A 25,141-nucleotide genomic window follows, 5' to 3' on the forward strand; every position below is an offset into this window, starting at 1 on the left:
CCGCGCCCAAGCGGAGGGTGTCTGGAAACCGCATGGACGCGGTGTGTTCACCAAATACCCCTGTGGCGGATATCACAAGGGGGGTGGGGCAAAGAAAGTTGTCAGGCGTTCCATGGCCTACGATCGGACCGCGATGCTCAAACTCCTGCGCCCGGCCATGACCCGGATACTCACCCCGCTGGGCAGGGCCCTCGTCGGCCGCGGGATCGGCCCGAACGCCGTCACGGCGATCGGCACCCTCGGCACGGTCGTGTCCGCCCTGCTCTTCTTCCCCCTGGGTCAGCTGACCTGGGGCGCTCTCGCGATCACCGTCTTCGTGCTGTTCGACCTGCTCGACGGCGTGGTGGCGAGGCTCGGCGGGAAGGGCGGCTCCACCTGGGGCGCGTTCCTCGACTCGACGTTCGACAGGGTGGCCGACGCGGCCATCTTCGCCGGGCTGATCCTCTACTTCATCTCCAAGCACGACACGCTCATGGCGGCCGTGACGCTGGTGTGCCTGATCGCGGGCTCCCTGGTGTCGTACGCCAAGGCCAGGGCGGAGGGGCTCGGGCTCACGGCCGACGTGGGGCTGGCCGAGCGGCCCGAGCGGCTGGTCGTCGCGCTCGTCGCGGCCTGTTTCGCGGGGCTCGGCGTTCCGTACATTCTTCCCGTGGGCATGTGGCTGCTCGCCGCGGCCAGCGTGTTCACCGTGGGGCAGCGCGTGGTGGCCGTCCACCGGCAGACGAGGGAGAGATGAGCGACAAGGCGTCCTTCGGTGATCGTGTCGTGGCCGCGGGCTTCGCGGCGGGCTGGAAGCTCGTGCCGCTGCTGCCCGAGCGCCCGACGGCCGCGGTCTTCCGCTTCCTGGCCGACCGGATCTGGAGCAGGCGGGGCAAGTCCGTACGCCGCCTGGAGTCCAACCTTGCCAGAGTGACCGGGCTCGACGCGGGCAGCCGCGAGATGCGCGAGCTCAGCAGGGCCGGCATGCGCTCGTACTTCCGCTACTTCCACGAGATCTTCCGGCTGCCGTCGATGAGCGTCGAGGAGATCGTGCGGCGCAGCCACACCATCGGGGCCGAGCACGTCCACGCCAACGTGGCGGCCGGGCGGGGCGTGGTGCTGGCGCTGCCCCACATGGGCAACTGGGACCAGGCGGGGGCGTGGCTGGTGGGCGTGGGCCACCCCTTCACGACCGTGGCCGAGCGGCTCAAGCCGGAGTCGCTGTTCCGCCGGTACGTGGCCTTCCGCGAGGGCCTCGGCATGGAGGTGCTGCCGCTGACCGGCGGCGACGGGCACAACTTCGGCACGCTGGCCACCCGCGTGCGCAAGGGCGGTGTCGTGTGCCTGCCCGCCGAGCGCGACCTGACCAAGGGCGGTGTCGAGGTGCGCTTCTTCGGCGCGACCACCAAGGTCCCCGCCGGGCCGCCGCTGCTGGCCGTGCAGACGGGGGCCGCGCTGCTCCCGGCCATCCTCTACAACGTGGGCGACGACTGGGGCATCCACATCCACGAGGAGGTCCCGGTCCCGGCCGAGGGCACCCGGCAGGAGAAGGTCGCGGCGGTGGCGCAGGGGCTGACCGACGTGTTCGAGAAGGGCATCTCCGAGCACCCGGAGGACTGGCACATGTTGCAGCGGCTCTGGCTGGAAGACCTCGCGCGATGAGGATCGGCATCGTCTGCCCCTACTCGTGGGACATGCCGGGCGGGGTCAAGCAGCACATCGACGACCTGGCCCAGGCGCTGATCGCGCAGGGGCACGAGGTGTCGGTGATCGCGCCGGCGGCCGACGACGACGAGCTGCCCCCGTACGTGACGGGCGCGGGCCGGGCGGTGCCGGTGCCGTACAACGGGTCGGTGGCCAGGATGTCGTTCGGCTTCCTGTCGGCCGCGCGCGTGCGGCGGTGGGTGCGTACGGGCGGGTTCGACGTGCTGCACATCCACGAGCCGCTGATCCCGAGCCTGGGAGTGCTGGCCTGCTGGGCGGCCAGGGGGCCGATCGTGGCCACGTTCCACGCGTCGTTCACGCGCTCGCGGGCCATCGCGGTGGCCGAGCCGTTGCTGCGCAGCGCGCTGGAGAAGCTGATGGGCCGCATCGCGGTCTCCGACGCGGCCCGCAAGAGCCTGGTCGAGCAGTTCGGCGGCGACGCCGTGCTGATCCCCAACGGCGTCACCGTCTCCCGCTACACCGACGCCGAGCCGCTCGACGGCTGGGGGCCCGACGGCGCCACGATCGGCTTCCTCGGCCGGATGGACGAGGAGCGCAAGGGCCTGCCGATCCTGCTCGACGCGTTCAGGACCCTCGCGGCCGAGCGGCCGGGCCTGAAACTGCTCCTGGCCGGGCCCGGCGACGCCAAGGACGTCTACGAGCGGGTGCCGAAGGAGTTCCACGACCGGGTGACCGTGCTGGGCATGGTGAGCGAGGCCGACAAGATCCGCGCCTACCACTCGGTCGATGTGTTCTGCGCGCCCAACACGCGCGGGGAGAGCTTCGGCATCGTGCTGGCCGAGGCCATGGCGTCCGGGGCGACGGTGCTGGGCAGCGACATCCCGGCCTTCCGCAGGGTGCTGGGCGAGGGGCAGGCGGGCGCGCTGTTCGCCAACGGCGACGCCGGCTCGCTGGCGCGCGAGGCCGGCGCGCTGCTCGACGCGCCCGAGCGGCGGGCCAAGCTGGCCGCCGAGGCGCTGGTGGCGGTGCGGAAGTACGACTGGTCGACGGTCGCGCGGGACGTCGTACGCGTCTACGAGACGGTCGCCACGAGCGGGGCGGGGCGCGTGGAGGAAGATCTGTGACATCCACCATCATCGTGCTGGTCGTGGGCCTCGTCGTGGTGCTCACGGCCGTCTACATCTCCTGGCGCGCGGGCCGGCTCGACCGCCTGCACATCCGGCTGGAGCTGGCCCAGGAGTCGCTGGACGCCGCGCTGATGCGGCGCAGGGCGGTGGTGCTGGAGCTGGCCGGCTCGCGCCTGCTCGACCCCGCGACCTCCCTGGTGCTGGCCGCCGCGGCGCACGAGGCCAGGAGTGCGGGCCCGGAGGAGCGCGAGCACGCCGAGAGCGACCTGTCGCGCACCCTGCGCGCGGTCGTGGACCAGGAGCGGTTCAGGGAGAAGCTGGCGGAGTCGCCCGGCGGTGGCGATCTGCTGGACGAGCTCGACTCGGCGGTGGCCAAGGTCGTCTACTCGCGCCGCTTCTACAACAATGCGGTTGCGGTCACGCGGGCGGCGCAGCGGCGCTGGCTGGCCAGAACCCTCCGCCTGGCGGGCCATACCGAATATCCGCAATTCTTCGAAATCGATGACAATCCGCCGGCAGCTATGGCAACTGAATGACCTCATTTGGGGAAGCCAGTAAGCTTCATCCCGTTTTCGGGCTGAAGCGAGGAGTGTTCACGTGCGGCTACCCCGGATGATCACGGTCACACTGGCCGGAGCGGCGGTGCTGCTGCCTGTCGCGGCCTGCTCCTCCTCGGAGGCGCCCGCCCCGGGTAAGGCGCCCCAGGCCGCCACGGCCGCGCCCAGCGAGGAGCCCACCGAGGCGCCCGAGGGCCACCCGTTCACCGGCAAGCCGTACGACGGCCTGAAGCCGGTGCTCGCGGTGAAGATCGAGAACACCGCGGCGGGCAAGCCGCAGCTCGGCCTCAAGAGCGCGGACATCGTCTACATCGAGCAGGTCGAGGCGGGCCTGACCCGGCTCATGGCGATCTTCTCCTCCAAGGTGCCGGCGAAGGTGGGCCCCGTCCGCAGCGCCCGCATCTCCGACCTGCACATCACGCCGCAGTTCGGCAAGCCGGCCTTCGCCTACTCGGGCGTGCAGACCAAGATGCTGCCGTTCGTGGCCAAGGCGTCGCTGTTCGACGTCGGCGACACGCGCAACCCCGGCGCGTACTTCCGCCAGCCGGGCCGCTTCGCCCCCTACAACCTCTTCGCCAACACCAAGGACCTCCTCGGCAAGGCCCCCAAGGCGAGCAAGGCCAAGGACATCGGCTTCACCTTCGGCGATGCCCCGGCCGAGGGCGGCGTGGACAAGAAGTCGTACAGCGTCAAGTGGCCCGCGGCGCGCTTCACCTTCGCCTGGTCGGCGGAGAAGAAGCAGTGGCTGATCTGGCAGGACGGCAAGAAGGACATGGCGGCGGAGGGCGGCCAGCTCGGCGCGCCCACGGTGGTCATCCAGTACACCAAGACCGAGCGCTCGGAGTTCCACGACAAGAACCAGAGCTACACGCCGCTCGTGCACACCACGGGCAAGGGCAAGGCGATCGTGCTGCGCGACGGCCAGGCGTACAAGGCGAACTGGGAGCGGGAATCCGAGGACACCGGTACGACGTTCACCACGGAGAGCGGCGACCCGATGAACTTCGCGCCCGGCCAGGTCTGGGTGGCGCTCGCCAGCCGCAAACCCGTCATCCCCTAGCGCCTATCTGTCCAAGTATGGCGATAAATCCTGACATCTTGGCATGTCGGGGGAGGGGTCCTTCAGGACCTACCATGGGGTTGATAACTTACCGAAGCCGTGAGAGCCGTGAGGATGACCGTGTCGACCAGCACGCCTGAAAGCACCCCCGTCACCGGAACCGCCCGTGTCAAGCGTGGCATGGCCGAGATGCTCAAGGGCGGCGTCATCATGGACGTCGTCACCCCCGAGCAGGCCAAGATCGCCGAAGACGCCGGCGCGGTGGCCGTCATGGCCCTCGAGCGTGTGCCCGCCGACATCCGCGCCCAGGGCGGGGTGTCCAGGATGAGCGACCCCGACATGATCGACGGCATCATCGCGGCCGTGTCGATCCCCGTGATGGCCAAGGCCCGCATCGGCCACTTCGTCGAGGCCAGGGTCCTGCAGGCGCTCGGCGTCGACTACGTGGACGAGTCGGAGGTGCTGACCCCCGCCGACTACGCCAACCACATCGACAAGTGGCAGTTCACCGTGCCGTTCGTGTGCGGGGCCACCAACCTGGGCGAGGCCATGCGCCGCATCACCGAGGGTGCGGCCATGATCCGCTCCAAGGGTGAGGCCGGCACCGGCGACGTCTCCAACGCCGTCACCCACATGCGCACGATCCGCGCCGAGATCAAGCGCCTCACCTCGCTGCCCGAGGACGAGCTCTACGTCGCGGCCAAGGAGCTGCAGGCCCCGTACGAGCTGGTCGTCGAGGTCGCCAAGACCGGCAAGCTGCCGGTCGTGCTGTTCACCGCGGGCGGCATCGCCACCCCGGCCGACGCGGCGATGATGATGCAGCTCGGCGCCGAGGGCGTGTTCGTGGGCTCGGGCATCTTCAAGTCGGGCGACCCGGCCAAGCGCGCCGCGGCCATCGTCAAGGCCACCACCTTCTACGACGACCCCGACGTCATCGCCAAGGTCTCGCGCGGCCTGGGCGAGGCCATGGTCGGCATCAACGTCGACGAGATCCCGCAGCCGCACCGCCTGGCCGAGCGCGGCTGGTAGGCGGCGCGTCGTTGCGGGTCGCCCGGCCCGCCCGTGTGACATGATCACGTACGGCAGGCGGGGCACACCACAGCGTGACGATGAAAATCGCCAGATGAGGCGGCATCCGCGAAGGATGTCGCCTTTTTGGTGTTGTGTGGCGTTCACCAAGTAGTCATGATCTTCAGTAAAGCTACCTGGCGTCCCCCTCACCCTTGATCGTCACAGGAGCGTCTCGTGTCCAAGCTGAACCGCCGGCACTTTCTGGTCACAGGGTTAGCGGCGGGCGCCGCCGTGACCATCCCCGCGACCGCCGCCTTCGCCGATCCCGGCACCGATCCCGACGTCGCAGCGGCTTCGCGCGAGCTGCGTACCGACCCCTTCACGCTCGGCGTCGCCTCCGGCGACCCGGACCACGAGGGCTTCGTCCTGTGGACCAGGCTCGCCCAGGAGCCGCTGGCCGAGGACGGGTTCGGCGGCATGCCGCAGCGGCCGTTCCCGGTGCAGTGGCAGGTGTACGCCGACGAGAACTGCCGCCGCGTCGTCCGCTCCGGCGTGAGCGTGGCCACGCCCGAGTGGGGCCACAGCGTGCACGTCGAGGTCGACCGGCTGGGCTCCGACCGCGAGTACTGGTACCGCTTCCGCGTCGGCAAGTACGTCTCGCCGGTCGGGCGGGCCCGCACCGCGCCGCACCCGCTCTCGTACGGGAGCTCGCTGGCCATGGCGTTCGTCTCGTGCGCCCAGTACGAGCACGGCTACTTCACCTCGTACCGCAGGCTGGCCGAGGACAACCCGGACCTCGTCCTGCACCTGGGCGACTACCAGTACGAGTACACCAAGGACACCTACACCATCCCCGGCGGCAACGTCCGCGACCACGAGGGCCCCGAGACCGAGACCCTGGCCAACTACCGCCAGCGCCACGCCCAGTACAAGGCCGACCCCGACCTGCAGGCCGCGCACGCCGCCGCGCCGTGGCTGGTGGTGTGGGACGACCACGAGGTCGACAACAACTGGGCCGACGAGATCCCCGAGAAGCCCGAGGTCCCCCAGCCGAACTTCCTGGCCAGGCGCGAGGCCGCCTTCCGCGCCTACTACGAGAACATGCCGCTGCGCCGCACCTCCATCCCGCGCGGCATCGACATGCAGCTCTACCGGCGGATCCGGTGGGGGCGGATGGCCATGTTCCACATGCTCGACACCCGCCAGTACCGCGACGACCAGGGCTGCGGTGACGGCTACCGCGACTGCCCGGCCGCCGTGGACCCGGCGCGCTCGATCACGGGGAACGAGCAGGAGTCCTGGCTGCTGGACGGCTTCCACCACTCCCGCGCGCAGTGGGACATCATCGGCCAGCAGGTCTTCTTCGCCCAGCGCGACAACAACGCCGGCCCCGCCAAGATCACCAGCCAGGACGCCTGGGACGGCTACGTCGCCTCCCGGCAGCGCATCACCCAGGGCTGGGTGGACGCCAAGGTGCGCAACGCCGTCGTGCTGACCGGCGACGTGCACGCCCACTGGGCCAGCGACCTCAAGCTGAACTACGACGACCCGACCGGGCCGTCGGTGGGCTCCGAGCTGGTGGCCACCTCGATCTCGACGGGCGGCAACGGGGCGGACTCCGACCCGTCCACGCACCCGTTCCTGGCGATCAACCCGCACCTGAAGTTCTACAACAACCAGCGCGGCTACGTGCTGACGAAGGTCGAGCGGGACCAGATGACCGCGGACTTCAGGGTGGTGCCGAAGGTGCAGACCCCGGGGGCCGAGGTCTACACGCGGGCCACGTTCGTCGTGGAGGACCGGGTGCCGGGGGTGCAGCAGACGTACCTGCGGCCGCTCGACCCGACGCTGCGCGCCCAGCAGCAGCTGACCGTGGAGGAGACGGTCCGCCTGGAGACCGAGCGTCCCTGACGATCGTTCCGGAGAGCGGCACCCCGGCCCGGGGTGCCGCTTTTCTTTCGGCGGAATATTAGCCAGGCTAAGTTAGTTGGGCTAAGCATGAGGGACGACCCCACCCGCCTGGCCGAGCAGGTCTCCACGGTGCTGCGCCACCTGGTCCTCCTGCTCAGGCGCACCGTCGCCGGCCAACCCGTCACCAGCCAGCAGTACGCCGTGCTCGGCTCGCTCGAACCCGGCCCCCGCCGCATGACCGAGCTGGCCGAGGAGCACGCCGTCCAGCTGCCCACCATGACCGTGCAGATCAACCGCCTGGAGGACGCCGGCCTGGTGGCGCGCGGCTCCGACCCGGCCGACGCCCGCGTCAGGACGGTCGAGCTGACCGGCGAGGGCCGCGACCGGCTGCTCGCCGTGCGGCGGGCCAGGATCGCCCACCTCAGCCAGGAGCTGGCCGCGCTCACCGACGACGAGCGCGCCGCGCTGGCGGCCGCGCTGCCCGTCCTGGCCAAGCTCGGCCGCAACCCCCGGTAAAGCCCGGCGAAGCCCGGTAAAAGCCGCAACCCCCGGTAAAGGAGCCCCATGCAATCCGGCGGCGGAATTCTTCGCCAGCCCACGTCCGTCTGGGCCACCGCGTTCGCCGCGGTCGTGGCCTTCATGGGCATCGGCCTCGTCGACCCCATCCTCCCCTCCATCGCCCAAGGTCTGAAGGCCACCCCCAGCGAGGTGTCGCTGCTGTTCACCAGCTACTTCCTGGTGACGGCGGTGGCGATGCTGATCACCGGCTGGGTCTCCAGCCGCATCGGCGGCAAGCGGACGCTGCTGGCCGGGCTCGCGCTCGTCATCGTCTTCGCCGCGCTCGCCGGCACCTCCACCAGCGTCGGCGAGCTCGTCGGCTTCCGCGCGGGCTGGGGCCTGGGCAACGCGCTGTTCGTGGCCACCGCGCTGGCCGTCATCGTGGGCGCGGCCAGCGGCGGCGCGGAGGCCGCGATCATCCTGTACGAGGCCGCGCTCGGCCTGGGCATCTCCGCCGGCCCGCTGGTGGGCGCCCTGCTCGGCGACTGGAACTGGCGGGCCCCGTTCTTCGGCACCGCCACCCTCATGGCCGTCGGCTTCGTCCTGATCGTCACCCTGCTCAAGGCCACCCCCAAGCCCGCGGCCAGGACCAGCCTCGCCGCCCCGATCAAGGCGCTCGCCCACGGCGGCCTGTCCACCACGGCCTTCACCGCGCTCTTCTACAACTTCGCGTTCTTCACCGTGCTGGCCTTCACCCCGTTCATCCTGCACATGTCGCCGTACGGCATCGGCGCCGTCTTCTTCGGGTGGGGCGTCTGCGTGGCGCTGGCCTCGGTGTTCGGCGCGCCGCCGCTGCAGCGCAAGATCGGCTCGGTGAACGTGCTGCACCTGGCGCTGGCGCTGCTGGCCGTGTTCCAGATCGGCATCGCGCTGTCCGGGCACGTCGGGATCATCCTGTTCACCGTGCTGTCCGGCATCCCCATCGGCCTCAACAACACCGTCTTCACCGAGTCGGCCATGGAGGTCTCCGACGCGCCCAGGCCCGTCGCCTCCGCGGGCTACAACTTCGTGCGCTGGATGGGCGGCGCGCTGGCCCCGTTCATCGCGACCAAGCTGGGGGAGGAGATCGGCGTCGCCGTCCCGTACGCGCTGGGCGCCGCCTGCTGCCTCGTCGGCATGGCCATCCTCTACGTCCGGCGCCACCACCTGCGCGCCCTGAGCCGGGTGGACACCGACCACACGCTCCAGGACGCCGTGGCTCCCGCTGGTTGATAATTTCCCGACATGGTGGGACCTGTCCTGTTACTCGTGGCCGGATTGCTCGCGGCTCCCCCGAGAGCCGAGCTGTCCGTGATGACCTGGAACGTCTGCGCGGGCACCAACTCGGCGTGCCCCCTCTACCGCGCGGGCGCGCTCGAACTGGCGCAGAGCATCGGCGGGTACGCGATCAAGAACGGCCCTCCCGACGTGATCTTCCTGCAGGAGTTCTGCACGGGCGCGGCCGGCACGCTCGAACTCTGGTTGGAACAGCGCACCGGACGGAACTGGACCATCGGCTCATGGGGCCTGGCCTCCCACGACGGCACCCCGTACGCCTGCCACCCCGACCGCCTCGGCCGCCCGCGCGGCGCGCAGAGCATCGCGGTCGCCGTGGCGGGCGACGCCGTCACCTTCGAGGCCCACCCGCTGCCCGCCCCGCCCTGGTACGTCACGCGCGCCGTCCTCTGCGCCACCGTCCCCGCCAGGAAGGTGCGCGCCTGCGGCACCCACCTGTCCTCGGGCCGGGCCGACGACGACCGCCAACCGGGCGCCCCCTACCGGACCAGGCAGATCAGGCGGCTGCTCGAGATCGCGGCCGAGCCGGGACACCGCACGATCCTCGGCGGAGACCTCAACGTGGCGCCGCCGGACAGCGGATACGGCAGCGCCGCCGGCCGCCGGGCCGTCGCTCCGCTCTACCGCGCGTACCAGGAATGCGACCAGCGCGGCACGCGGCGCACCGGCCGGTGGACCAGGGAGGGTAAAAAACTCGATTACCTGTTCGCCCCCAAAGGCACGGTGCGGAGCTGCCGCGTCGCGCGGGACGTGACGCTGTCCGACCACAAGCCCGTCCACGTCAAAGTGGCCCTCTAGGAAGATCCCAGGCCATCCTGGTGTTGAATTGTCGGAACCCGCACCCAGACGGAAGGATCGACTGTGCCCACGATCGGTGTACTCGCTCTCCAGGGAGACGTGCGCGAGCATGCGCGCATGCTTCAGGAGGCAGGAGCGTCGGCCACCGCCGTGCGCCGGCCGGCCGAGCTGGACGCGGTCGACGGCCTGGTCATCCCCGGTGGGGAGTCGACCACCATGTGGAAGCTCGCCGAGACCTTCGACATGCTGGAGCCGCTGCGGATGCGGATCAAGGAAGGCATGCCCGCCTACGGGTCCTGCGCCGGCATGATCATGCTGGCCGACAGGATCGAGGACGGCGTCGCCGGACAGCAGACGGTCGGCGGCATCGACATGGTGGTCAGGCGCAACGCGTTCGGCCGCCAGGTCGACTCCTTCGAGTCCGATCTGGACTTCGCGGGGGAGCGGGTGCACGCGGTGTTCATCCGCGCTCCCTGGGTCGAATCCATCGGCGGCGACGTCGAAGTGCTGGGCAGGTGCGAGCCTGGGGATAGGATCGTCGCGGTCCGTCAAGGGCCGTTGCTCGCGACGTCGTTCCACCCCGAGCTGACCGGGGACGCGCGCGTGCACCGTTACTTCGTAGACATGGTGAGGGAGCTCTAGGTAATGTCCGGCCACTCCAAATGGGCGACGACGAAGCACAAGAAGGCCGCGCTCGACGCCAAGCGCGGCAAGCTGTTCGCGAAGCTCATCAAGAACATCGAGGTGGCGGCACGGACCGGTGGCCCCGACCCGGACGCCAACCCCACGCTCTTCGACGCCATCTTCAAGGCGAAGAAGAACTCCGTGCCCAACGACAACATCGAGCGCGCCCGCAAGCGCGGCGGCGGCCTCGAAGCCGGTGGCGCCGACTGGCAGACCATCATGTACGAGGGTTACGCGCCCGGCGGCGTCGCGGTGCTCATCGAGTGCCTCACCGACAATCGCAACCGCGCCGCCTCCGAGGTCCGCGTCGCGCTGACCCGCAACGGCGGCTCGCTGGCCGACCCCGGGTCCGTCTCCTACATGTTCAACCGCAAGGGCGTCGTGATCGTGCCCAAGCAGGACGGGCTCGACGAGGACACCGTGCTCATGGCCGTCCTCGAGGCGGGCGCCGAGGAGGTCAACGACCTGGGCGAGTCGTTCGAGGTCGTCTCCGAGGCCGGTGACCTGGTACCGGTCCGCAAGGCGCTGCAGGAGGCCGGGCTCGACTACGACTCGGCCGAGTCGAGCTTCCTGCCGACGATGAGCGTGCCGCTCGACGAGGAGGGCGCCAAGAAGGTGTTCCGCCTCATCGACGCGCTGGAGGACAGCGACGACGTCCAGAACGTCTTCGCCAACTTCGACGTGCCGGACGACGTGCTGGCGGCGCTGGACTAGCAGTCGCACGACATAAGGGCTCGGCCACGCCGGGCCCTTACTCATGCGTGCCCGCCCTCGTGCGGCGCTCCGGGGCTTCCTCCGGGCGTGAGAAGAGCTCCGGGGCTTTCTTCGGCACGGGTGGGTTCCGGGGCTTTCTTCGGGTGCGAGAAGGGACGGGGCAGCGTAGGGTCGGGCGACGTGACTTCCCCCACCCCTCCACAGGCCCCCTCTCCGGCGCTCGGCTGGCTGCTGGCCGTGCCCGCGCTGCTCGGCACGCTGATCTCGCTCGTGCTGCCCACGGCCCAGACGATCTGGCTCAGCCTGCAGAGGGGCGGCGTCCTGCGCGAGAGCACGTACGTGGGGTTCGCCAACTACGGCAGGCTGCTGGGCGACGGCGAGTTCTGGCGGGCGGCGTGGTTCACGCTGTCGCTGGTCGCGATGCCGTTGCTGGTGGCCGTGGTGGTGGCGCCGCTGCTGGCGGTGGCGCTCGACCGGGCGGGCGCGTGGCCGCGGAGGGCCGGGCGGATCGCGCTGTCGCTGGCGATCGTCACGTTCTCGCCGGTGGGGGTGGCGGCGGCCTGGATGCGCGGGCTGGCGCCGGACGCGCCGGGTCTGGCGGGGCTGGCCGAAGGGCTGCGCGATCCCGCGACCGCGCCTGGAACGCTCCGGTTGATCGTCGCGGCCGGCACGTTCGGGGTGGTGTGCGCGCTGGCGGTCATGGCGTTCCTGCCCGCCCTGCGCGCCGGCTCCGTCCCGCAGGGCTTCTCCGATGCGCGGGGCTTCTCCGGGGCGCGGGGCTTTTCCGGCGGGTCTCGCGGTGGTGTGGGGCCCGCGATGCTCGTGGTGGGGGTGCTCGTCGCGATCGCCACGGTCGCGGTCGGGCTCCAGACGTTCTCCTTCGGCCTCGTGCTCACCCGGGGCGGCCCTGAGCGCTCCACAGAGACGCTCGCAGGGCTGGAGTACGACTCCGCCTTCCGGATGGCCGAGTTCGGCCCTGGCGCGTCCGTTGCGACCCTCACGGGGGTGATCCTCGGCGTGCTGGGCATCGTCGCGACGGTCGTCGTGGCGGCCTCCCGGCTGAGCGTCACGCTGACGCCGCGTACCGCGCCTGAGCCGGGCGCGGCCGTGCCGACCTCACCTGCGGCCCCTGCGGGAGTGCCGACCGCCCCCGCGGCGGGGCCGATCGCGCCGGGGGCGGCCCCTGCGGCTGCTCCCGTGGTGGCGCCGGACGCGGCCGCTCCACGTGGTGCCGGGACCGTCGGCATGGCCGTCGGGATCGTGGCGCTGGTGGTCTTCCTCGCCGTCGCGCTCGTGTGCGCCTGGCCGTGGATCGACGGCGTGCTCGCCTCGCCCACCTCGGAGGCGGGCTCCCTGCGTTCCCAGGTGAACACGTGGGTGCCGGCGATCGGCGGAGCGGTCGTCTCGGTGGGCGTCGCCTACCTGGCCGCGCTCGGGATCGGTGGCCTGCGACCGCTGGGGCGCGGGAGCGAGTGGCTGCTGCTGGTGTTCGCGCCGTGGCTGTTCGTCGGCACGGGGCCCCTCGGCGTCGCCAACTGGCAGAACATGCGCAACATGGGCCTCATCGACTCCTTCCTGGCCCTCGTCCCGCCCCTCCTCGTCAGCGTCCCGGCCCTGCTCGTGCTCACGCTCCTGTGCAAGGGGCTGGCCGAGCGCACCGACAAGGACTTCTTCGGCGGTGTGTTCCTCCCGTCGCTCCCCATGGCGGGCATCCTCGCCGGGGCCGTCGCCCTGATGAACGCCCAGGACCTGCTCTGGCCGCTGCTGGTCGCCCAGAAGCCGACGTTGTTCACCGCGCCGGTGGCGCAGATGGCCCAGCTCGGCTCCTTCGCCGCGGCGAAGCCCGACGTCGGCGCCGCCACGCCGCTGCTCGTCGTCGCGGTCGCGCTGGTCGCCGTGGTGGCCGCCCAACTGCTCTACCTCGACAGGCTCGCCATCACCACGAACGGCTCGCGGGCGCGCACCGTCGCCGCGTAGGCGCGGCACCCCGCCGCCCAAAGTGGACCGGCGGCGCGGCCCGCCATAGGTTGGGTCCTCGTGGAGATTCGCAACCTGATCGCTGAAGACCTCGACGACGTTCTTGACCTGCGCAGGCGCTCTTTCGGGCCGCTGCCCCCCGGCGACAACGAGAAGTGGCGCCGGGCGGTGCTCCCGGCGCTCGGTGAGGGCCGCTATCTGGGCGCGTTCGACGGCTCCAGGCTCGCCGGGGCCGCGCGGCTGCGCCGGTTCACGCAGTGGTGGCACGGCAGGCCGCAGCCGATGGCGGGCGTCGCGGGCGTCACCGTCAATCCCGAGGACCGTGGCCGCGGTGTCGGCAGCCTGCTCATGCGGGCCGTCGTGGAACGGGCCGCCTCCCTCGGCGACGCGGTCTCCGCGCTCTTTCCGGCCACCACGCCGATCTACCGCTCGATCGGCTACGAGCACGCCGGAGGCCAGTACAAGGTGCGGCTCCCGGCCGAGGCGCTGCGCCAGATCCGGCCGTCCGGGCAGGTCAAGCTGCGCAGGATGGGTCCGGACGACGCGGCCGAGGTCGTCTCCCTGCTGCACCGCGTCCACTCCGCCACCCGCGCCAGCGGCCCCATCTCCTGGGACGAGGGCACCTGGGCCCTGTGGCTGGAGAACAAGGACGACTTCCTCTACCTGGCCGAGGACGGCTTCGTCGTCTACCGGTGGCGCGGCGACGACATGCAGGTGGAGAACCTGGTCGCCGGCTCGGGGGAGACCGCCCGGGCATTGTGGTCGCTCGTCGGCAGCGCGTCGTCGGTCGCGCGCCATGTCGTCGCCGCCGTGGCTCCGGACGACCCGGTGCTGTGGATGCTGCGGGAGCGGTCCAACGAGGAGGTGCGGCAGGCGCGGTGGATGTTCAGGGTGCTGGACGTGCCGGCCGCGGTCGAGCGGCGGGGCTATCCGGCGTACGTGAGCTGCGAGGCCGTGGTGACCGTGGACGATCCGCTGGGCGGCGGGGGGTCGTGGCGGCTGGAGGTCGCGGGCGGGTCCGGTGCGGTGACGCCCGTCGGGGAGCCCGGGGTCACGCTCTCGGTGAACGGGTTCTCGGCGTTGTACGCGGGGGTGCCGACGGCCACGCTGCGGTTGAGCGGGCTGATGTCCGGTGACGACCGGTACGACGAGGCGCTCGACGCGGCCTTCGCCGCCAGGCCGTACATGCTGGACTACTTCTGATCGGAGGCGCGCCGGCGGCTCCCTTCCCCGGCGTGCGGGCGATTACCGGTGCGTGGGCGCCCCCGCCGGGGTAAAGTCTCGTGCCGAACAGGTGTTCGGCGACGGGAGGGCGGGCCGGTGCGGGTGATGGGCGTCGATCCGGGGCTGACCCGGTGCGGCCTGGGCGCTGTCGAGGGGCGGCCGGGCGCGCCGCTGACGCTCGTGGCCGTCGGGGTGGTGCGCACCGGGGCCGACGAGGAGCTCGGCGCGCGGCTCGTCGGCATCGAGGCCGGCATCGAGCAGTGGCTCGACGACGTACGGCCCGACGCGGTGGCGGTCGAGCGCGTCTTCAGCCAGCACAACGTACGCACCGTCATGGGCACCGCGCAGGCGGCCGGGATCGCCGTGCTGTGCGCGGCCAGGCGCGGGCTTCCCGTGGCGCTGCACACGCCGTCCGAGGTCAAGGCGGCCATCACGGGCAGCGGCACCGCCGACAAGAAGCAGATCGGCGCCATGGTCACCCGGCTGCTGCGCCTGAGCGAGATGCCCAAGCCCGCCGACGCGGCCGACGCGCTGGCCCTGGCGATCTGCCACGTGTGGCGCGGCGGCGCCCAGCACCGCCTCGCCGCCGCCCTCGCCAAGGCCACGCGGAAGGACACCAGGCCGTGATCATCCGCTTCGGGGGCGGCTTCGGGAGCTCTGGCGGCTCTGAGGGCTTTGGGAGCTCTGGCGGCTTTGTGGGCGGCGCGCCGCGCGGCCGGTCCGCGCGCCCGCGGCGTGTCGTCCGTGATCATGCGGGAGGATGTCGGGCTGTGACCCTCGCCGGTGGCGTGCGGGCCCCGGCGGCGTGGAAGGATGGTGGGCTGTGATCGCGTCGGTGTCGGGCAAGGTGGCCGCGATCGCTCCCGACGGAGCCGTGATCGAGGTCGGTGGCGTCGGCATCCTCACCCACTGCACTCCGGGCACGCTCGCCACGCTGCGGATCGGGGAGGAAGCGCGCCTGGCCACGTCGCTGGTGGTGCGGGAGGAGTCACTCACCCTCTACGGGTTCGCCACGGACGACGAGCGAGCCGTGTTCGAGCTGCTGCAGACGGCCAGCGGGGTCGGGCCCAAGCTGGCGCTGGCGATGCTCGCCGTCCACCCGCCCAACGCGCTGCGCGTCGCCGTGGCCAGTGCGGACCTCAAGGCGCTCACGCAGGTCCCGGGGATCGGGCAGAAGGGGGCGCAGCGGATCGTGCTGGAGCTGAAGGACCGGCTCGGCACGCCGGAGGAGGCGGTCAACGCCGCGCTCAACGGGGAGCGGCGCGTGGCGGCGTGGCGCGATCAGGTCCACTCGGGGCTGGTGGGGCTGGGCTACTCCAGCAAGGACGCCGACGAGGCCGTCGCCGTCGTGGAGCCGGTCGCCGACGCCGACCTCGCCGCCGGACGCCGTCCCCAGGTCGCCGCGCTTTTGAAGGCCGCCCTGCAATCTCTGAGCGTCCGATGACCCGCCGCCCCGTCCCTCCGCGCGCCGCGCTCGCCAGGGTGACCGCGCGTGCCGCGCTCAAGCCCGGTTTTTACGGCGGGGCCAAGGTAACCGCACGCGCCGACACCGGTTTCCGTCTGTCATGGCCGGTCGTGAAGGCTCACGGGCTGCTCGCCGTGACGAGCGAGTCGCAGGCCCGGCACCGTGGCCCGGCCGATCGCCGACCACGTTGCGCCGGTCTCCACCGCACCACGTCCCGCCGTCGCGGCGCGGTGGGCTCCGGCCGCGCGCCGGGAGCGCCCGTCGCGGCGCCGTCGCGCCGTCCGGGCTCCGGCTTGGCGCCGTCGCGCCGCCCGGCGGAACCCCGGGCGACGTCGTGCTGTCCGGGCGCACGCCTGGCGACGTTGCGAGGCCTCGGCGCCCCGCTGGCGATGCGGTGGGCGGGGGTCGGTGTGAGGGGTTCGTGGGGTGTTGGCGATGGAGCCGGTGTGAGGGGGTGTGGGGGTGGGGTTTGAGCGGGAGTTGGTGTCGTCCGAGGCCGGTGGCGACGAGCTGCAGATCGAGGCGGCGCTGCGGCCCAAGCGGCTCGGCGAGTTCATCGGCCAGGGCCGGGTGCGCGAGCAGCTCTCCCTCGTGCTCGAGAGCGCCCTGCGCAGGCAGCGGCCGCCCGACCACGTGCTGATGAGCGGGTCGCCCGGGCTCGGCAAGACCACGCTGTCCATGATCATCGCCGCTGAGCTCAACGCGCCGCTGAGGATCACCTCCGGCCCCGCGCTGGAGCGGGCCGGAGACCTGGCCGCCATCCTGTCCACGCTCGCCGAGGGCGAGGTGCTGTTCATCGACGAGATCCACCGGATGGCCAGGCCCGCCGAAGAGATGCTCTATCTCGCCATGGAGGACTTCAGGGTCGACATCGTCGTCGGCAAGGGCCCGGGAGCCACGGCCATCCCGCTCGACATCGCGCCGTTCACGCTCGTCGGCGCCACCACCCGCGCCGGGCTGCTGCCCGCGCCGCTGCGCGACCGGTTCGGGTTCACCGCGCACATGGACTTCTACGAGGTCGGCGAGCTCGAGCAGGTGCTCTACCGGTCGGCCAGGCTGCTCGGCGTGGTCCTGCCCGAGGACGGGGCGCACGAGATCGCCAGGCGGTCCCGGGGGACGCCCCGTATCGCGAACCGGCTGCTCAGGCGAGTGCGGGATTTCGCGGACGTAAGGGCCGACGGGGTGATAAACCGGGAAATAGCGGCGGCGGCCCTTAATCTGTACGAAGTCGACGCCGAAGGGCTCGACCGGCTCGACAGGGCGGTCCTGGACGTGCTGCTGAAGAAGTTCGGCGGCGGCCCGGTCGGCCTGTCGACGCTGGCCGTGGCCGTAGGGGAGGAGCCGGAGACCGTCGAAGTGGTGGCCGAGCCGTTCCTCGTACGCCAGGGCCTGCTGGCCAGGACCCCGCGCGGCCGGGTCGCGACGGCGGCCGCCTGGAGTCATCTCGGCATGACCCCGCCCCCCGACGCGTTCGGAGCAGCGGTATTCGACTCAGACGGCTGATCACAGAACGGTTGCAACCGTTTCAAAATGGGAACTTCCCCGCGCGCCGAAACGCTGCCTCGTTGCCGCGTTTCGCAACAACGGCCTACACTCCGTGGCTTGGCTGGCTGTGTAGGCTGACGGGCTGAGCGGCGCGGCCCCGACGCAACGCACGGAATTTCCGGCGCGAGGCCGGTGTCAACTTCTTGTACGACAATGGAAGGTCGCCCCTTATGGACATGGGACAACTCGGTAGCATCCTGCCGCTGATTCTGCTGGTGGTGGTGTTCTACTTCCTGCTGATCCGCCCTCAGCGCAAGCGTCAGCAAGAGGCGATCCAAATGCAGAACTCCCTGGCTCCGGGCGCCCGGGTCATGACCACGACCGGGCTGTTCGGCACCGTGGTGACGGTGGACAATGAGGACGTGGTCCTCGAGATCGCACCGGGGATCGAGACCCGCTGGGTGAAGGCCGCGATCGGCCGTGTGGTCACGCCCGGGGACGCTCCCGCGGCGGACGAGTCCTCCGACGACGACGCCGCACCGGGTGAGGAGGGCAAGAAGGAGTCCGAGGCCACCGTGGATCGCAACGACGACCAGGACTCCAGCACCAAGCAGTCCTGACTAAGCTCTGCGACAAACCTCTATCTGAAAGAACTGACGACCAGTGGCCCGACCGACCAGCCGCCACAGCCGACCGGGGCGAACGCTCCTGGTGCTGCTGGCGCTCATCCTCGCCCTGGGCGGGACGATGTTCCTGCAGAAGGCGTTCACGCCCAAGCTGGGTCTCGACCTCGCCGGCGGCACGACGGTGACTCTGTCCCCGGTGACCCAGAACAACACGGCACCGCCGGATGAGATTCTCGATCGCGCAGTCAACATCATCCGCGATCGAGTCAACGGCAACGGCATCTCCGACGCGGAGGTCGCCAGGTCCGGCAGCAACATCATCATCTCGATCCCGGGCGTCGGACAGAGCGAGGCCATCAAGCTGGTCGCCACCACCGCGGAGCTGCGCTTCCGCCAGGTGCTGGCCATGGAGGCCACGCAGGTTCCGCAGAACCTGGCCACCAACGCGCCGACGCCGAACCCGTCGGCTTCGGCGAGCCAGTCCGCCACCCCCAAGTCGGACAAGTCCGGCTCGCCCGCGGTCTCCACGCCCAAGCCCAGCGCGTCCCCGACGGGCAAGGCGTTGTCGTCCGCGCTGACCGCGCCGACGCCCGCCGCGTCGGGGCAGCCGGCCGCCACGGACAACCCCCAGAAGCAGCCGAAGAAGGGCCAGGACGCCAAGGCCAGCCCGACGGCGGCCCCGTCCGGCCAGCCCAGCACGCCGCCCGCGCAGAACCCCAACGCCGGCGTCAACACCCAGGGCATCGACCCGGCGGTGCTGGCCCAGTTCAACAAGCTCGACTGCGCCAACCCGGCCAACCGCGGCCAGGGCGTCCAGGACGACCCGAAGAAGCAGTTCGCCGGCTGCGAGACCGACGGCAGCTACAAGTACGTCCTCGACGTCGCCAAGGTCGTCGGCACCGACATCGACACGGCCTCGGCGGGCGTCCGGCAGGGCACCGTCGAGTGGGTCGTCCAGCTCGACTTCAAGAGCAAGGGCGCGGCCGAGTGGAGCAAGCTCACCACGACCGCCTACAACTCCCAGGAGCCGCGCAACAAGGTCGCGGTCGTGCTCGACGGCGTCGTCATCACCGCCCCCAACATCATCAGCCCGATCCCCGGCGGCCGGGCCGAGATCACCGGCGGGTTCGACCAGCTCAGCGCCACCGCGCTGGCCGACCAGCTCAAGTACGGCGCGCTGCCGCTGAAGTTCAACCGCAGCTCGGTCGACACGGTCTCCTCGACGCTGGGCCAGGACCAGCTGCAGGGCGGTCTGATCGCGGGCCTCATCGGCCTCGTGCTCGTCGTGGTCTACTCGATGCTCTACTACCGCGGCCTCGGCATCGTGGCGGTGCTGAGCCTCGTGGTCGCCACGATCCTGACGTACACGGCGGTGGTCGTGCTCGGCCACAACGCCAACTTCCGGCTCTCGTTGCCGCACATCATCGGCCTCGTGGTCTCGATCGGCATCACCGCAGACTCCTTCATCGTCTACTTCGAACGCATACGTGACGAGATGAAGGAGGGCCACCGGACGCTCCGCGCGGCCGTCGAGGTGGCCTGGGTCCGCGCCCGGCGCACGATCCTGATCGCCGACGCCGTCATGTTCATCGCCGCGATCGTGCTCTACTTCCTGGCGGTGGGCGGCGTGGCCGGGTTCGCCTTCGCGATGGGCCTGACCACGCTGATCGACATCGTGGTGGTGTTCCTGTTCACGAAGCCGTTCATCGCCCTGCTGGCGAGGCTGAAGTTCTTCGCCAAGGGGCACCCGCTGTCCGGCCTCGACGCCGAGCGCATGAGCGAGGTCGGCTCGTCCGGCCGCCCGACCACTCCGCAGGAGGCCTGAGATGGGACTGGCGCGTCGCCTCTACCGCGGCGAGATCAATGTCGACTTCGTCGGCCAATGGAGGCTCTGGTACAGCCTGTCGGGCATCCTGCTGCTCATCTCGATCGCGGGTCTGCTGATCAACGGGCTCAACCTGGGCGTGGAGTTCAGGGGCGGCACGGTCTTCTCGTTCAAGTCCGAGCAGGCCACCGTCCAGGAGGTCCGCGAGGCCGTCCTCGATCAGGGCGCGCACCAGGCGATCGTCCAGTCGGCCGGCACCGGCGGCTGGCGGGTGACCACCGAGAGCCTCCCGGAGAACACCAGGGAGCAGGTGCAGTCCCAGATCGCCAAGGACTTCAACACTCCGGTCGGTCAGGTCAGCGTGCAGGCCATCGGCCCGTCCTGGGGCGGTGAGGTCTCGCAGAAGGCCTGGATCGGCCTGGGCGTGTTCATGCTGGCGATCATCCTGTACCTGTCGATGGCGTTCGAGCCGAAGATGGCCATGTCGGCGATCGTCGCGCTCATCCACGACCTCGTCATCACGGCCGGCATCTACGCCTGGTCGGGCTTCGAGGTCACGCCGGCCACGCTGCTGGGCTTCCTGACCATCCTCGGTTATTCGCTCTACGACGCGGTCGTGGTGTTCGACATGATCAAGGAGGTCACGGCCAAGCTGGGGCACACGTCGAAGATGACGTACTCGATGGCGGCCAACAACGCGCTCAACCACACGCTGATCCGGTCGCTGAACACCTCGCTGGTCGCGATCCTGCCGGTGGCGGCGATCCTGTTCATCGGCACCACGCTGCTCGGCGCGGGCACGCTGAAGGACCTGTCGCTGGCGCTGTTCGTCGGCATGATCGTCGGTACGTACTCCTCGCTGTGCGTCGCCACGCCGCTGCTGGTGACGTTGAAGGAGCGGGAGCCGAAGTACCAGGCCATCGCCAGGAGGCTGGCCTCGACGGGAAGCGGCAAGGGGCCGAAGGGTTCCAAAAGCGCGGCCGTAGCCAAGGGATAACCGGCGCACAGACACGTACGACGCCCTCAGCCTTCACGGGATGGGGGCGTCGTTGTGTGTGCGCGGGATGCACCATCATGGAGCCCGGCACACCGCCGGTGCACGATTGTGAGGAGACGCCATGACCGAGCTGAGCACGATGATCCTGGACAGGATCAGGGACGTGCCCGACTACCCCAAGCCGGGCGTGATGTTCAAGGACATCACCCCGCTGCTGGGCGACCCGGTCGCCATGGCGGCCGTGGTGGACGAACTGGCCGGGCTCCACCAGGTGGACAAGATCGTGGGCATCGAGGCGCGCGGGTTCATCCTCGCGGCTCCGGTGGCGTACCGGGCGGGGGCGGGTTTCGTACCGGTACGGAAGAAGGGGAAACTGCCCGCCGAAACCCTCGAAGAGTCCTACGATCTGGAGTACGGCTCCGCGACCATCGAGGTCCACCGTGACGCCTTCACGCCCGGCGACCGCGTTCTCGTGGTCGACGACGTGCTGGCCACGGGCGGCACCGCGAGGGCTGCCGTGGAGTTGGTGAAGAGGGCCGGCGCCGAGGTCGTCGGCATCGCCGTGCTCATGGAACTGGCCTTTCTCAAGGGACGTGAGCGGGTGACGGGAGTGGACCTGCACTCCCTCGTGATCGTCTGAGCCCGACCCGCGACGGCCCAGGTTTGCCGCCTGGATACACTGGGGGATCTGGACTCGAACGTGAGGAGCCATTGCGTGAGGAGTCTGTGTGCCCCGTGATGTGGTCGTGCCCGACGTAACCGACTCCGGCAACGCCGAGGCGTCCGGCGTTCCTGCGGTGCGTCGAAGGCGATTTGGGGGTGGGGCCATGAATCCGGTGCTGGAGCCGTTGTTCCGCACGGTCCGCGCCACCCACCCCAAGGCCGACCTGCGCGTGATCGAGCGTGCGTACGACGTCGCCGCCTACCACCACCGCGACCAGAAGCGGAAGTCCGGCGACCCGTACATCACCCACCCGCTGGCCGTGGCCACGATCCTGGCCGAGCTCGGCACCGACGACGAGACCCTGTGCGCCGCGCTGCTCCACGACACGGTGGAGGACACCGCCTACAGCCTCGACGAGCTGCGCGGCGACTTCGGCGACACCATCGGGTCCCTGGTCGACGGCGTGACCAAGCTGGACAAGGTGAAGTTCGGCGACGCCGCGCAGGCCGAGACCGTGCGCAAGATGGTCGTCGCCATGTCGCGCGACATCCGCGTGCTGATCATCAAGCTCGCCGACCGGCTCCACAACATGCGCACCATGCGCTACCTCCCCGAGCACAAGCGCCACCAGAAGTCGCGCGAGACGCTGGAGATCTTCGCCCCGCTGGCCCACCGCCTGGGCATGAACACGATCAAGTGGGAGCTCGAGGACCTGGCCTTCGCCATGCTCTACCCCAAGCGCTACGACGAGATCGCGCGCATGGTGTCGGAGCGGGCGCCGCGCCGCGACCTGTTCCTGCAGGAGGTCATCGAGAAGGTCTCCGGCGACCTGCGCGAGGCCAAGATCCGCGCCGTCGTCAAGGGCCGGCCGAAGCACTACTACTCGGTCTACCAGAAGATGATCGCCCGCGACGTGGCCTTCGACGACATCTACGACCTGGTGGGCATCCGCGTCCTCGTCGACAGCGTGCGCGACTGCTACGCCGCGCTCGGCACCATCCACGCCCGGTGGAACCCGGTGCCGGGGCGGTTCAAGGACTACATAGCGATGCCCAAGTTCAACATGTACCAGTCGCTGCACACCACGGTGATCGGTCCCGAGGGCAAGCCGGTGGAGCTGCAGATCCGCACCCACGCGATGCACCACCGGGCCGAGTACGGCGTGGCCGCGCACTGGAAGTACAAGGAGGAGGTCGGCAGCCCCGGCCCCACCGGCAAGGTCAAGCCGGGCAGCGACATGGCCTGGCTGCGCCAGCTCCTCGACTGGCAGAAGGAGACCTCCGACCCGGGCGAGTTCCTGGAGTCGCTGCGGTTCGACCTGTCGGTGTCCGAGGTCTACGTGTTCACCCCGAAGGGGCAGGTCATCGCGCTGCCCGAGGGGGCCACGCCGGTCGACTTCGCGTACGCCGTGCACACCGAGGTGGGCCACCGCTGCATCGGCGCCCGGGTCAACGGGCGGCTGGTGCCGCTGGAGTCGCGGCTCGGCAACGGCGACACGGTCGAGATCTTCACCTCCAAGTCGCCGGACGCCGGGCCGTCGCGCGACTGGCTCAAGTTCGTCAAGTCGGGCCGGGCCCGTAACAAGATCCGGCAGTGGTTCTCCAAGGAGCGCCGCGAGACCGCGATCGAGGCGGGCAAGGAGGCCATCGGGCGGGCCATGCGCAAGCAGGGCCTGCCGCTGCAGCGGCTGATGTCCGGCGAGGCGCTGCTGGCGCTCGCCCGCGACCTGCGCTACCCCGACGTGTCCGCGCTCTACGCGGCCGTGGGGGAGGGGCACATCGCGGCGCAGGCCGTCGTGCAGAAGCTGGTGGCCTCGATCGGCGGCGTCGACAGCGCCGAGGAGGACATCGCCGAGACCTCGCTGCCCACCCGGCTGCGCGGCCGCCCCCGTGGTGGCGGCGCGGGCGTGGTCGTGGCGGGCGACGCCGACGTGTGGGTACGCCTGTCGAAGTGCTGCACCCCGGTGCCCGGTGACGAGATCGTCGGGTTCGTCACGAGGGGGCACGGCGTGTCGGTGCACCGCGGCGACTGCACCAACGTGCAGCAGCTCAAGGAGCAGCCCGACCGGCTCGTCGAGGTCAGCTGGTCGCCCAGCGACGACAGCGTGTTCCTGGTCGCGATCCAGGTGGAGGCGCTGGACCGGCCGCGCCTGCTGTCCGACGTCACGCGTACGCTCTCCGACCAGCACGTCAACATCCTGAGCGCGTCGGTCACGACCTCCCGGGACCGGGTGGCGATCAGCAAGTTCACGTTCGAGATGGGCGATCCCAAGCACCTGGGGCACGTGCTCAAGGCCGTGCGCAGTATCCAGGGCGTGTTCGACGTCTACCGCGTCAGCGGCGCCGGCAACTGACCGCTTCCGGGGCGCCGGGCCCCGGGCGGCGGGTCAGCGGGGGCGGAGGTCGGGGAGGTTGACGACGATGGCCTCCTGGGTGCTGCGGGCGATGACGACCACGGCCTCCTGCGACGGGTCCGGATTCTCCTCGCGATGGGGCACGTACGGCGGCACGAAGATGTAGTCGCCGGGCTTGGTGTCCAGCCGCACCTCCCGCCCGTCCTCCAGGAACACGAACGACGGCGTGCCGCTGACCACGTAGATGGCCGTCTCCGAGGCCCCGTGGTGGTGGTCGGACGAGCGCGTGGCGGGCGCGACGTGGGTCTGGCCCATCCAGAGGCGGACGGACCCGGCCGTGGCCCCGCTGATCGCCGCGAGCCTGCGCATGCCGGAGCTCTGCGCCGTCTCGCCCGAGAGCTCCCCTGAGGGCACGTGACGCAGCGGCTGGTGGAACGGGTCACCCTCGGCCCTGTAACCCTCCCAGAGACGCCCTCCAGCGCGTTCCAGGACGTCCGAGGCGACGGCGGCCAGTCGTGCCGAGTCGTCGACGGCGCCGAGCAGCGCCTCCGCCAGCACCGGGTCGTGGGCGCGCAGCTCGCGCAGCAGCCACTTGCCGCTCCCCTGCCACCTGCGCCCCAGCCCGAGCGCCATCCTGGCGGTCTCCTGCGCCACCTGCCACCGGATGAACGTCCGCTCGCCGGCGTCCGTGGCCCCCGAGAGGTCGTCCAGGAGGTCGGAGAGGGCGTATCTGGCCCGTTCGGCCTGTGAGCTGGTCAGACCGCCCGGTCCGGCCGTCAGGCGCTCGCTCAGCGCCGCCTGGAGGTCGCTGGCCCGGCCGCTGGTCCGGTCGGTCAGCACCGCGCCCTCGGCGCACATGCGGGCCAGGCTCGGCTGGCGCCGGTCGAAGTCCTTGTCGAGGTAGGCGCGCAGGCTGGTCTCGCTGTGCACGAACAGCTCCACGGGCCACTCGCGCCACCGCAGCGACTCGCGGTAGGGGGTGGGCAGGCCGTCGAGCACCACGACGACGTCGAGGTCGGAGGTGCTGGTGCGGCGCTCGGTGAGGGCGCTGCCGCCGACGAAGGCGTACAGGGCCCCCGGGAACATCTCCTCGACGAGGGCACGTGCGGCGCTGACGGGATCCATGCCCGCCAGCCTAGGTCTCAGCCCCTTCCGCCGCCGCCCCATTTCACGCACCGCCGCCACT

General features: G+C 70.7%; 23 protein-coding genes. 22 read left to right on the forward strand and 1 reads right to left on the reverse strand.

Annotated elements, in window-relative coordinates; genetic code table 11:
• The first annotated feature begins 112 nt into the window (after positions 1–112).
• The 22 genes from pgsA to ABZX61_RS26260 all read left to right on the forward strand — a co-directional run bounded on the left by pgsA (position 113) and on the right by ABZX61_RS26260 (position 23,955).
• Complete coding sequence (pgsA, locus tag ABZX61_RS26155; RefSeq protein ID WP_350727160.1) at positions 113–736, forward strand: phosphatidylinositol phosphate synthase; 624 nt, start codon at positions 113–115, stop codon at positions 734–736.
• Positions 733–1,641 (forward strand): phosphatidylinositol mannoside acyltransferase, encoded by a 909-nt coding sequence (locus ABZX61_RS26160; protein WP_350727161.1) that lies wholly within the window; start codon positions 733–735, stop codon positions 1,639–1,641. The genes pgsA and ABZX61_RS26160 overlap by 4 nt, the downstream gene beginning before the upstream one ends.
• A complete protein-coding gene (locus ABZX61_RS26165) occupies positions 1,638–2,768 on the forward strand; it encodes a glycosyltransferase family 4 protein (RefSeq protein WP_350727162.1) in 1,131 nt (376 codons plus the stop codon). Before ABZX61_RS26160 ends, ABZX61_RS26165 begins: the two co-directional genes overlap by 4 nt.
• Entirely contained in the window at positions 2,765–3,307 is a 543-nt protein-coding gene (locus tag ABZX61_RS26170; protein WP_355198438.1) for a hypothetical protein, read from the forward strand. Before ABZX61_RS26165 ends, ABZX61_RS26170 begins: the two co-directional genes overlap by 4 nt.
• A 61-nt stretch (positions 3,308–3,368) precedes the next feature.
• The gene (locus tag ABZX61_RS26175; protein WP_350727164.1) at positions 3,369–4,388 is read left to right on the forward strand and encodes a DUF3048 domain-containing protein; all 1,020 of its coding nucleotides are present in this window, start codon (positions 3,369–3,371) and stop codon (positions 4,386–4,388) included.
• A gap of 114 nt (positions 4,389–4,502) precedes the next feature.
• Positions 4,503–5,417 (forward strand): pyridoxal 5'-phosphate synthase lyase subunit PdxS, encoded by a 915-nt coding sequence (gene pdxS / locus ABZX61_RS26180; protein ID WP_350727165.1) that lies wholly within the window; start codon positions 4,503–4,505, stop codon positions 5,415–5,417.
• A 216-nt stretch (positions 5,418–5,633) separates the two neighbouring features.
• Positions 5,634–7,310 (forward strand): alkaline phosphatase D family protein, encoded by a 1,677-nt coding sequence (locus tag ABZX61_RS26185; RefSeq protein ID WP_355198440.1) that lies wholly within the window; start codon positions 5,634–5,636, stop codon positions 7,308–7,310.
• 87 nt (positions 7,311–7,397) lie between these two features.
• Positions 7,398–7,826, forward strand: a complete 429-nt coding sequence (locus ABZX61_RS26190) for a MarR family transcriptional regulator (RefSeq protein WP_355198442.1) — start codon at positions 7,398–7,400, stop codon at positions 7,824–7,826.
• A 48-nt stretch (positions 7,827–7,874) separates the two neighbouring features.
• Entirely contained in the window at positions 7,875–9,080 is a 1,206-nt protein-coding gene (locus tag ABZX61_RS26195; protein ID WP_355198444.1) for an MFS transporter, read from the forward strand.
• Positions 9,081–9,092: 12 nt separating this feature from the next.
• Positions 9,093–9,941 (forward strand): endonuclease/exonuclease/phosphatase family protein, encoded by an 849-nt coding sequence (locus ABZX61_RS26200; RefSeq protein ID WP_355198446.1) that lies wholly within the window; start codon positions 9,093–9,095, stop codon positions 9,939–9,941.
• 63 nt (positions 9,942–10,004) lie between these two features.
• Positions 10,005–10,583, forward strand: a complete 579-nt coding sequence (pdxT, locus tag ABZX61_RS26205) for a pyridoxal 5'-phosphate synthase glutaminase subunit PdxT (protein ID WP_350727169.1) — start codon at positions 10,005–10,007, stop codon at positions 10,581–10,583.
• 3 nt (positions 10,584–10,586) lie between these two features.
• Positions 10,587–11,339, forward strand: a complete 753-nt coding sequence (locus tag ABZX61_RS26210) for a YebC/PmpR family DNA-binding transcriptional regulator (RefSeq protein ID WP_355198448.1) — start codon at positions 10,587–10,589, stop codon at positions 11,337–11,339.
• 180 nt (positions 11,340–11,519) lie between these two features.
• Positions 11,520–13,316 carry a sugar ABC transporter permease gene (locus tag ABZX61_RS26215; RefSeq protein ID WP_355198450.1) on the forward strand — a complete coding sequence of 599 codons (1,797 nt, stop codon included), beginning with the start codon at positions 11,520–11,522 and terminating at the stop codon, positions 13,314–13,316.
• Positions 13,317–13,376: 60 nt separating this feature from the next.
• The gene (locus tag ABZX61_RS26220; RefSeq protein ID WP_355198451.1) at positions 13,377–14,519 is read left to right on the forward strand and encodes a GNAT family N-acetyltransferase; all 1,143 of its coding nucleotides are present in this window, start codon (positions 13,377–13,379) and stop codon (positions 14,517–14,519) included.
• Between the two features lie 117 nt (positions 14,520–14,636).
• On the forward strand, positions 14,637–15,167 hold the full coding sequence (gene ruvC, locus ABZX61_RS26225) for a crossover junction endodeoxyribonuclease RuvC (protein WP_192785834.1): 531 nt from the start codon (positions 14,637–14,639) through the stop codon (positions 15,165–15,167).
• 196 nt (positions 15,168–15,363) lie between these two features.
• Positions 15,364–15,984, forward strand: a complete 621-nt coding sequence (ruvA, locus tag ABZX61_RS26230; protein WP_350727173.1) for a Holliday junction branch migration protein RuvA — start codon at positions 15,364–15,366, stop codon at positions 15,982–15,984.
• A 483-nt stretch (positions 15,985–16,467) separates the two neighbouring features.
• Entirely contained in the window at positions 16,468–17,508 is a 1,041-nt protein-coding gene (ruvB, locus tag ABZX61_RS26235; RefSeq protein WP_350727174.1) for a Holliday junction branch migration DNA helicase RuvB, read from the forward strand.
• Between the two features lie 218 nt (positions 17,509–17,726).
• Entirely contained in the window at positions 17,727–18,110 is a 384-nt protein-coding gene (gene yajC, locus ABZX61_RS26240) for a preprotein translocase subunit YajC (protein WP_350727175.1), read from the forward strand.
• A 43-nt stretch (positions 18,111–18,153) separates the two neighbouring features.
• Entirely contained in the window at positions 18,154–19,941 is a 1,788-nt protein-coding gene (gene secD / locus ABZX61_RS26245; RefSeq protein ID WP_355198455.1) for a protein translocase subunit SecD, read from the forward strand.
• Position 19,942: 1 nt separating this feature from the next.
• Complete coding sequence (gene secF, locus ABZX61_RS26250) at positions 19,943–20,938, forward strand: protein translocase subunit SecF (protein WP_350727177.1); 996 nt, start codon at positions 19,943–19,945, stop codon at positions 20,936–20,938.
• Between the two features lie 121 nt (positions 20,939–21,059).
• The gene (locus tag ABZX61_RS26255) at positions 21,060–21,578 is read left to right on the forward strand and encodes an adenine phosphoribosyltransferase (RefSeq protein ID WP_350727178.1); all 519 of its coding nucleotides are present in this window, start codon (positions 21,060–21,062) and stop codon (positions 21,576–21,578) included.
• A gap of 187 nt (positions 21,579–21,765) precedes the next feature.
• Positions 21,766–23,955 carry a bifunctional (p)ppGpp synthetase/guanosine-3',5'-bis(diphosphate) 3'-pyrophosphohydrolase gene (locus ABZX61_RS26260; protein WP_355198457.1) on the forward strand — a complete coding sequence of 730 codons (2,190 nt, stop codon included), beginning with the start codon at positions 21,766–21,768 and terminating at the stop codon, positions 23,953–23,955.
• 33 nt (positions 23,956–23,988) lie between these two features.
• Here ABZX61_RS26260 and ABZX61_RS26265 read toward each other — a convergent pair whose 3' ends face one another.
• On the reverse strand, positions 23,989–25,080 hold the full coding sequence (locus ABZX61_RS26265; protein WP_350727180.1) for a cupin domain-containing protein: 1,092 nt from the start codon (positions 25,078–25,080) through the stop codon (positions 23,989–23,991).
• Between the last annotated feature and the right edge of the window lie 61 nt (positions 25,081–25,141).

Origin of the sequence: Nonomuraea sp. NPDC003709, from assembly GCF_040610775.1 — a bacterium.
Classification (GTDB): Bacteria; Actinomycetota; Actinomycetes; order Streptosporangiales; family Streptosporangiaceae; genus Nonomuraea; species Nonomuraea angiospora_A.

Bases quoted from the DNA above. Each gene is read 5' to 3' on its own strand.
- yajC (WP_350727175.1), top strand. From the start codon at position 17,727: ATGGGACAACTCGGTAGCATCCTGCCGCTGATTCTGCTGGTGGTGGTG.
- ABZX61_RS26200 (WP_355198446.1), top strand. From the start codon at position 9,093: ATGGTGGGACCTGTCCTGTTACTCGTGGCCGGATTGCTCGCGGCTCCC.
- ABZX61_RS26190 (WP_355198442.1), top strand. From the start codon at position 7,398: ATGAGGGACGACCCCACCCGCCTGGCCGAGCAGGTCTCCACGGTGCTG.
- ABZX61_RS26255 (WP_350727178.1), top strand. From the start codon at position 21,060: ATGACCGAGCTGAGCACGATGATCCTGGACAGGATCAGGGACGTGCCC.
- secF (WP_350727177.1), top strand. From the start codon at position 19,943: ATGGGACTGGCGCGTCGCCTCTACCGCGGCGAGATCAATGTCGACTTC.
- ABZX61_RS26160 (WP_350727161.1), top strand. From the start codon at position 733: ATGAGCGACAAGGCGTCCTTCGGTGATCGTGTCGTGGCCGCGGGCTTC.
- pgsA (WP_350727160.1), top strand. From the start codon at position 113: ATGGCCTACGATCGGACCGCGATGCTCAAACTCCTGCGCCCGGCCATG.
- ABZX61_RS26195 (WP_355198444.1), top strand. From the start codon at position 7,875: ATGCAATCCGGCGGCGGAATTCTTCGCCAGCCCACGTCCGTCTGGGCC.
- pdxS (WP_350727165.1), top strand. From the start codon at position 4,503: ATGACCGTGTCGACCAGCACGCCTGAAAGCACCCCCGTCACCGGAACC.
- ABZX61_RS26210 (WP_355198448.1), top strand. From the start codon at position 10,587: ATGTCCGGCCACTCCAAATGGGCGACGACGAAGCACAAGAAGGCCGCG.
- ABZX61_RS26165 (WP_350727162.1), top strand. From the start codon at position 1,638: ATGAGGATCGGCATCGTCTGCCCCTACTCGTGGGACATGCCGGGCGGG.
- ABZX61_RS26265 (WP_350727180.1), bottom strand. From the start codon at position 25,080: ATGGATCCCGTCAGCGCCGCACGTGCCCTCGTCGAGGAGATGTTCCCG.
- ABZX61_RS26260 (WP_355198457.1), top strand. From the start codon at position 21,766: ATGAATCCGGTGCTGGAGCCGTTGTTCCGCACGGTCCGCGCCACCCAC.